The organism is Bradyrhizobium sp. (genome assembly GCF_050014615.1).
Taxonomy (GTDB): domain Bacteria; phylum Pseudomonadota; class Alphaproteobacteria; order Rhizobiales; family Xanthobacteraceae; genus Bradyrhizobium.
Genome location: NZ_JBEKCZ010000234.1, coordinates 1 through 8053, shown reverse-complemented (window position 1 = coordinate 8053; position 8053 = coordinate 1). Strand labels below are relative to the sequence as shown.

Sequence of the window (8053 nt, the reverse complement as noted above, 5' to 3'; positions counted from 1 at the left end):
CTGGGAGCGCGAGCGCCATCAGGATCGCGCCGCCCGCGTCAAGGCCATCCTGACCGCCGCCGGGCTGCCGGTGATGTCGAGCGAGACCCATATCGTGCCGCTGTTCGTCGGCGACCCCGAGAACTGCAAGCGGGCCTGCGACATTCTGCTGGAAGAGCACAACATCTACATCCAGCCGATCAACTATCCGACCGTCGCCAAAGGCACCGAGCGGCTGCGGATCACGCCTTCGCCCTATCACGACGATGGCCTGGTCGACCGGCTCGCCGACGCGCTGGTGCAGGTCTGGGAACGCCTCGGTCTGCCGCTCCGCAAGAAGTCGCTGGCGGCCGAGTAGCGCCAGCCCGCCTGCGCGGCGAAATCCTTAAAGGCCGATCGGCAACATCCGATGCTTTGCCGGTCCAATCCGGCTATACTCCCGCCATGCGACGGCCGTCGTTCGCGGCGGCGCTTGAGCGCTGGGCATGCCGAAATCTTGAGGGAGGTAAGCCGCGATGCTGCACGACTGGGGCGTGATCGCAGCCGCCTTCGGCTACATCGGGTTCCTGTTTTTCGTTGCCAGCTACGGCGACCGCCTGTCGCCGACGCAGCGCGGACGCGCCAGCGCGCTGATTTACCCGCTGTCGCTGGCGATCTATTGCACCTCGTGGACGTTCTTCGGCTCGGTCGGATTCGCCAGCCGCACCAGCGTGGATTTTCTTGCGATCTATGTCGGTCCGGTTCTGATGATCGCGTTCTGCACGCCGCTGCTTCGCCGCGTGATCCGGCTGGCGAAATCGCAGAACATCACCTCGATCGCCGATTTCATCGCCGCGCGCTACGGCAAGAGCCAGGCGGTCGCCACCACCGTCGTGCTGATCGCGATCATCGGATCGGTTCCCTACATCGCGCTCCAGCTCAAGGCCGTGGCGTCGTCGCTTGAAACGATCCTGAGCGAGGACCAGGCGTTCTCCTCGATTCCGATTTTCGGCGATATCGCGCTGATGGCGACGCTGGCGATGGCGGCGTTCGCGGTGCTGTTCGGAACCCGCCAGACCGATGCGACCGAGCATCAGCATGGCCTGATGCTGGCGGTCGCCACCGAATCCATCGTCAAACTGGTCGCCTTTATCGCCGCTGGCGCCTTCGTCACGTTCTGGATGTTCACGCCCGTCGAACTGGTCGAGCGCGCGATGAAGACGCCGGAAGCGGTGCGCGCCATCGACTACACGCCGTCGATCGGCAATTTCCTGACCATGACGCTGTTGTCGTTTTGCGCCATCATGCTGCTGCCGCGCCAGTTCCACGTCAGCGTGGTCGAGAATTCCAGCGACGCCGAGGTGGGCCGGGCGCGCTGGCTGTTTCCGCTGTATCTGGTCGCTATCAACCTGTTCGTGATTCCGATCGCGCTCGCCGGATTGGTGATCTTTCCGTTCGGCGCGGTCGACAGCGACATGTACGTGCTGGCGCTGCCGATCGACGGAAACGCGCCCTTGCTCAGCGTCGGCGTCTTTGTCGGCGGCCTGTCGGCCGCGACCGCGATGGTGATCGTCGAATGCGTCGCGCTGTCGATCATGGTCTCGAACGATATCATTATGCCGCTGGTGCTGCAGCGCGGACGTGAATCGCGCGCCAGCCAGAAGGATTTCGGCGACTTCCTGCTCAGGGTCCGCCGCTTTACGATTTTCGCCATCATGGCCATGGCGTATCTTTACTATCGCGCGCTGGGCCACACCCAATTGGCGGCGATCGGCCTGTTGTCGTTTGCCGCCATCGCGCAGCTTGCGCCGGCGTTCTTCGGCGGCCTGTTCTGGCAACGCGCGACCGCGCGCGGCGCCACGGGCGGCATGCTGGTCGGCGTCGCGGTGTGGGCCTACACGCTGTTTCTGCCGAGCTTCCTGGACAGCGATACCGCCGGCATGGCGCTGCTGCAGCACGGTCCTTTCGGGATCGCGATGTTGCGGCCGCAAGCCCTGTTCGGCGCCGACCTGCCGCCACTCATGCATGGCGTGATCTGGTCGCTCTCGCTCAACCTTTTGACCTATATCGTGCTGTCGCTGGCGCAACGGCCGTCCTCGATCGAGCGGTTGCAGGCTGACCTGTTTGTGCCGAGCGCGCTGACGCCGATGGCGCCGACGTTTCGGCGCTGGCGCAGCACGGTGACGGTTCAGGACATTCAGAGTACGGTGGCGCAATATCTGGGTCCCGATCGCGCCCGGCATTCGTTCGAAGCCTTCGCGATCACCCACCATGCCCGTCTGGACCCGGCGTCACCAGCCGATTTCGAACTGCTGCAACACGCCGAACATCTGATCGCTTCCTCGATCGGCGCCGCCTCCTCGCGTCTGGTGATGTCGCTGTTGCTGCGCAAGCGCACCGTCTCCGCCAAGGCCGCCCTCAAGCTGCTCGACGATTCCCATGCCGCGCTTCATTTCAACCGCGAGATATTGCAGACCGCGCTGAACCATGTGCGGCAGGGTATCGCGGTGTTCGACGCGGATTTGCAGCTGATCTGTTCCAACCGGCAGTTCGGCGAAATTCTAGGATTGCCGCTGCACCTGATACAGATCGGGATTCCGCTGCAGGAAATCCTTGAATTCATGGCCGCCGTCAGCCCCACCGGCTTCGGCGACAGCGCCTCCCTGATGGAAACGCGGCTGGCCGCCTATACCACCGAAGGCGAACCCTATCTGGAACGCCTCCCGGATCGTCATATGGTGATCGAGGTGCGCTCCAACCGGATGCCCGGCGGCGGCCTCGTCATCACTTTTTCCGACGTCACCCCATCTTTTGAAGCCGCCGAAGCGCTGGAACGCTCCAATGCCACGCTGGAAAAGCGCGTGCGCGATCGTACCGAAGAGCTCACCCGGCTGAATTCGGAACTGGCGCTGGCCAAGAGCACCGCCGAGGACGCCAATATCTCGAAGACCCGTTTTCTGGCCGCCGCGAGCCACGATATCCTGCAGCCGCTGAATGCGGCGCGGCTCTATGTGACGAGCCTGGTCGAGCGCCAGAACGGCGGCGAGGATTCCCGGCTGGTTGAAAACATCGACGATTCGCTGGAGGCGATCGAGGAAATTCTCGGGGCGCTATTGGATATTTCACGGCTCGACGCCGGCGCCATGACGACGTCGACCACGAGTTTCAGGATCGGCGACCTGATGCGTTCGCTGGAAATCGAGTTTGCGCCGATCGCGCGGGCCAAGGGGCTGAAGCTGACATTCGTGCCCAGTTCGCTGCCGGTGGAATCCGACCGTCTGCTGCTGCGGCGACTGTTGCAGAACCTGATCTCCAACGCCATCAAATATACCCCGCGCGGGCGGGTGCTGATCGGCTGCCGGCGCCACGGCCAATCGCTGCGGATCGGCGTCTACGACACCGGCGTCGGCATTCCGATTCTCAAGCGCGGCGAGATCTTCAAGGAATTTCACCGGCTCGAGCAGGGCGCGCGGATCGCGCGCGGCCTTGGACTGGGGCTGTCGATCGTCGAGCGGCTCGCCCGCGTCCTCAACCACGGCATCGCGCTCGACTCCAATGTCAGCGGCGGCTCGGTTTTTTCGGTCACGGTGCCGACCGCGAAAGCCATCAATCACACCGCGGCGGTGACCAGCGCGACGCCGTTGTCCAGGACGCCGATGAGCGGCTCCCTGATCGTCTGCATCGAGAACGATGCGGCGATCCTCGACGGCATGAAGACGCTGCTGACCGCCTGGGACGCCGAGGTCATCGCGGTGGCCGATCCCGACGCCGCCCTCGAGGCGATCGAGGCGGCGGGCAAACCGGTTACCGGCCTGCTGGTGGATTATCATCTCGACCGCGGCAACGGCCTCGCCGCGATCCGCGACATCCGCCGCCGCTTCGGTGAGCGCATTCCCGCCATCCTGATCACCGCCGATCGCAGTCCGCATGTGCGGGCCGCGGCGCGGGAGGAGCAGATTGCGGTGCTCAACAAGCCGGTCAAACCGGCGTCGCTGCGGGCGTTGCTCGGGCAGTGGCGCACCCAGCAGATGGTGGCCGCGGAATAATCCGGTTACGCCGACGGCGTGCCTTAATTACGCCGACGGCGTGCCCTGGCGCCACTGGCCGCCGGCAATTTTGGCCGCCGCGATCACGGCCTGGGTGCGGCTCTCGACGCCGAGCTTTTGCAGGATCGCCGATACATGCGCCTTGATGGTCGCTTCCGACACGCCAAGCTCGTAGGCGATCTGCTTGTTGAGCAGGCCTTCCGACAGCATCATCAGTACCCTCACCTGCTGCGGGGTCAGCGTCACCAGCCGGTCGCGCAGGCGCGTCATATCCGGATCGGCGACGGCGCTAAGATCGGTGTCCGGCGGTATCCAGACGTCGCCATCCATCACCTTCATGATCGCATCGCGCAGCGTATCGACCCCGAAACGCTTGGGAATGAAACCGGAGGCGCCGAAATCCAGCGACCTTCGGATGGTGCCGGAATCATCGCTGGCGGACACGACTACGACGGGGATCGCGGGATACTGCGCGCGCAGATAAATCAGTCCGGAGAAGCCCGAGATCCCCGGCATCGTCAGGTCGAGCAGAATCAGATCGACATCGGAATCCTGCTCAAGCAGGGCGGTCAGTTCCTCGAAAGATCCGGCTTCGTCGATCTTCGCCGAGGTCACAACGCTGGCCACCGCCTGCCGCAGGGCATCGCGGAACAGCGGATGGTCATCGGCAATGACGAGGCGTGTGCTGGCAGCGGCAGTCATTTTTCTCTTGCAAGAAGGTTGCGGCGAGGCCGCGAACGCCTCGCGAACATATTTTTTCTATATGGAATAGTCCCCCGACGGATGGTCGCATGCAAGCGCACAATATTGCCATGCGGCAAACCGGTTAATCCGCCCGTTTGTGCGCCGCAGCATGTCTGATACGGGAACACGGCCGGCGGAGCGTTCGTAGTCTTTCCGACATAGCGGCGCGGAGGGCCAAAAGTCTTATTGGGAGAGGTTTCACGGCGATGTTACCGTGAGGTGAACCCTGTGGCTCAATCCGGCCAAGTCCGGCGCATGGGGGCGGGCTTTCATCAACGATTTCGGGGAGCGATCCAGATGTCCACAATGGCTGTAACGCAGGCGAGAACCGGGGGCATGACGAACGACGAACGTTTCGTCATTCTCGCTTCATCGCTCGGTACCGTTTTCGAATGGTATGATTTCTATCTTTACGGATCGCTCGCCAGCATTATCGGCGCGCAATTCTTCTCGGCCTATCCGCCGGCCACGCGCGATATCTTCGCGCTGCTGGCCTTCGCCGCCGGCTTTCTGGTGCGTCCCTTCGGCGCCATCGTTTTCGGCCGCATCGGCGATATCGTCGGACGCAAATATACCTTCCTGGTCACCATCCTGATCATGGGTCTGTCGACCTTCATCGTCGGCCTGTTGCCGAACGCCGCAACGATCGGCTTTGCCGCGCCGGTGATTCTGATCGCCTTGCGTCTGGCGCAGGGCCTCGCACTTGGCGGCGAGTATGGCGGAGCCGCGACCTATGTGGCCGAGCACGCGCCGCAGGGCAAGCGCGGCTACTATACCTCGTTCATTCAGACCACCGCGACGCTCGGCCTGTTCCTGTCGCTGCTGGTGATCCTGTTTACGCGCACTGCGATCGGCGAAGCCGATTTCGCCGCCTGGGGCTGGCGTATTCCGTTCCTGGTATCGGTCCTTCTGCTCGGCGTCTCGGTCTGGATCCGGCTGCGCCTCAATGAGTCACCGATATTCCAGAAGATGAAGGACGAGGGCAAGAGCTCAAAGGCTCCGCTGACCGAAGCTTTCGCCAACTGGAGCAATGCCAAGATCGTCATCCTGGCGCTGATCGGCGGCACCATGGGTCAGGGCGTGGTCTGGTACACCGGCCAGTTCTACGCGCTGTTCTTCCTGCAATCGATCCTGAAGGTCGATGGCTACACGGCCAACCTTCTGATCGCGTGGTCGCTGCTGTTCGGCACCGGCTTCTTCGTCGTGTTCGGCGCGTTGTCGGACAGGATCGGCCGCAAGCCGATCATCCTGGCGGGCTGCCTGATCGCGGCGCTGACCTTCTTCCCGATCTTCAAGATGATCACGACCAACGCCAACCCGGCGCTGGAAAAGGCCATCGAGGCGACCAAGGTCGAAGTCGTCGCCGATCCCGCGGGCTGCGGCGATCTCTTCAACCCGGTCGGCACCCGCGTCTTTACCGCACCATGCGACACCGCGCGCGCCTTCCTGTCCCAGTCGTCGGTCAAGTATTCGACCGTACCCGGCGCCGCCGGCTCGGGCGTGAAGGTCACCATCAACGGCAAGGATGTGCCCTATACCGACGCCAAGGCCTCCAACCCGGCCGTCATCGCCGCCGTTGCCGCGGCGGGCTATCCCAAGGCCGGCGATGCCGGCATTGTGAAGATGTCGAACCCGTTCGATATCTTCCGCCCGCAGGTCGCGGCGATCATCGGACTGCTGTTCATCCTGGTGATCTTCGTCACCATGGTGTACGGGCCGATCGCGGCGATGCTGGTCGAACTGTTCCCGACCAAGATTCGCTACACCTCGATGTCGTTGCCCTATCACATCGGCAACGGCTGGTTCGGTGGGTTGTTGCCCGCGACCTCGTTCGCGATCGTGGCCTCGACCGGCGATATCTATGCGGGTCTTTGGTATCCGATCATCTTCGCATCGATCACGGCGGTCGTCGGCTTCTTCTTCCTGCCGGAAACCAAGGACGTCGATATCATGACGAACTGATGGTCCAGCGCGCTGGCGTACGCCGCGCGAATCCAACCGGCCGCGGAGCGATCCGCGGCCGGTTTTGTTTTTGGAGGACTTGCTAGCGGGTCTTGCTAGCGGGTCTTGCTAACGGATCTTGCCCGCAAATTGCAGCACGATCTCCCGCCGATGCGCCCGTGCGCGGTGCTCGATCAGGTAGACCGCCTGCCACGTTCCGAGCGCGAGTTCGCCGTCGAGGACCGGAATCTGCAGCGAGGTCGCCGTCAGCATGGTCTTGACATGGGCCGGCATGTCATCGGGACCCTCGGTGTCGTGGCTCCATCCGGCGTCCTCGGGCGCCAGCCGGTCGAGCGCGGTCGTCAAATCCGCAAGTACGGACGGATCGGCGTTTTCCTGTATCGTCAGTGACGCCGAGGTATGGCGGATGAACAGCGTCACCACGCCCTCGCGCGCGCCGGCGTCCTTCACAAACTCCGCGGCCTCACCCGTGAGATCGAGAAAGCCGCGCCCGGACGTTTGAACCGTGAGACGCGACGACACGATCGTGGCGGCGCTGACGGCGGACAGCGCTGTGCGGGAGGTGGGTCTGGGTGGGGGCATATTTGATTCCTGAACACGGTCATCTGGCGAGCGAATACCGCTTCGTAGGGTGGGCAAAGGCGCGCTTGCGCCGTGCCCACCACCTCTCATGCGCCGCGCCATGGTGGGCACGCTTCGCTTTGCCCACCCTACGAAGTAACGCCACACCATCAAATCTTGCCGCTGACGTCCTTCTGCATCCGGTTGGCCATCTCGACCAGCCGCCGCCAGGCCTGCTCCAGAAACGACATCACGCGATCCACATCGCGGTCACTCGGCAGCGGGATTTCGATCCGGCGCTCGCCTTCGGCCAGCTTCGGATCGGCCTTTTTGAGCGAGTCCGTCTTCGGCAGCGCCTCCTCGATCTTGCCGGTGACGACAGGATCGCGTGCGGCCAAGTCTGCCTTGAGTTTTTCCAGCTCGGTTTTGGCTCGCTCATTGTCCGCCTGCAGCCGGCCGATTTCAGCATCGAGTGCGGCGCGTTCGTCGGGCACGCTGTAACAGGCCCAGCCTGCGCCGGTATTGCTGCAGGTCGAAACCGCACCGGTGCGGGTATCGAGCCGGATCACGCCGTCGGCCACCGGCGACAGCGCATAGCGACCGTTCTCGCCATCCGGCATCGATTGCGCGGCGGCACTGCCGATGCCGCCAACGACGAGCGAGGACAGCAGCGTCATGGCGGCGATGGAGGTGGAAAATTTCAAGGGCGATGTCGCAGTGCTCATGGGGGCTCCGCCTCAAATCCGATTGGGTCTTCCCTGGTCTGCCTTATCCTTGATCCC

General features: G+C 63.5%; 6 protein-coding genes. 3 read left to right on the top strand and 3 right to left on the bottom strand.

Annotated features, from left to right (window positions below):
• On the top strand, positions 1–337 hold a 337-nt coding region (locus ABR948_RS26145), incomplete at its 5' end, for an aminotransferase class I/II-fold pyridoxal phosphate-dependent enzyme (RefSeq protein ID WP_428123501.1).
• A gap of 157 nt (positions 338–494) precedes the next feature.
• Entirely contained in the window at positions 495–4004 is a 3510-nt protein-coding gene (locus ABR948_RS26140; protein ID WP_428123498.1) for a PAS domain-containing hybrid sensor histidine kinase/response regulator, read from the top strand.
• A 27-nt stretch (positions 4005–4031) separates the two neighbouring features.
• Here ABR948_RS26140 and ABR948_RS26135 read toward each other — a convergent pair whose 3' ends face one another.
• Positions 4032–4706 (bottom strand): response regulator, encoded by a 675-nt coding sequence (locus ABR948_RS26135; RefSeq protein ID WP_428123496.1) that lies wholly within the window; start codon positions 4704–4706, stop codon positions 4032–4034.
• Between the two features lie 378 nt (positions 4707–5084).
• Between ABR948_RS26135 and ABR948_RS26130 the strand changes: the two genes are divergently transcribed.
• Positions 5085–6710, top strand: coding sequence for an MFS transporter (locus ABR948_RS26130; protein WP_428123493.1), 1626 nt, complete (start codon positions 5085–5087; stop codon positions 6708–6710).
• 108 nt (positions 6711–6818) lie between these two features.
• Here the strand turns inward: ABR948_RS26130 and ABR948_RS26125 are convergent, their stop codons facing one another.
• Together ABR948_RS26125 and ABR948_RS26120 are read right to left on the bottom strand one after the other, a co-directional pair.
• Positions 6819–7292: a secondary thiamine-phosphate synthase enzyme YjbQ gene (locus ABR948_RS26125; RefSeq protein WP_428123490.1), complete on the bottom strand. Its 474-nt coding sequence runs from the start codon at positions 7290–7292 to the stop codon at positions 6819–6821.
• Positions 7293–7441: 149 nt separating this feature from the next.
• Entirely contained in the window at positions 7442–7996 is a 555-nt protein-coding gene (locus tag ABR948_RS26120; protein ID WP_428123487.1) for a hypothetical protein, read from the bottom strand.
• Positions 7997–8053 lie beyond the last annotated feature (57 nt).

Coding starts and splice junctions, on each gene's coding strand:
- ABR948_RS26135 (WP_428123496.1), bottom strand. CDS start 4,706: ATGACTGCCGCTGCCAGCACACGCCTCGTCATTGCCGATGACCATCCG.
- ABR948_RS26125 (WP_428123490.1), bottom strand. CDS start 7,292: ATGCCCCCACCCAGACCCACCTCCCGCACAGCGCTGTCCGCCGTCAGC.
- ABR948_RS26120 (WP_428123487.1), bottom strand. CDS start 7,996: ATGAGCACTGCGACATCGCCCTTGAAATTTTCCACCTCCATCGCCGCC.
- ABR948_RS26130 (WP_428123493.1), top strand. CDS start 5,085: ATGACGAACGACGAACGTTTCGTCATTCTCGCTTCATCGCTCGGTACC.
- ABR948_RS26140 (WP_428123498.1), top strand. CDS start 495: ATGCTGCACGACTGGGGCGTGATCGCAGCCGCCTTCGGCTACATCGGG.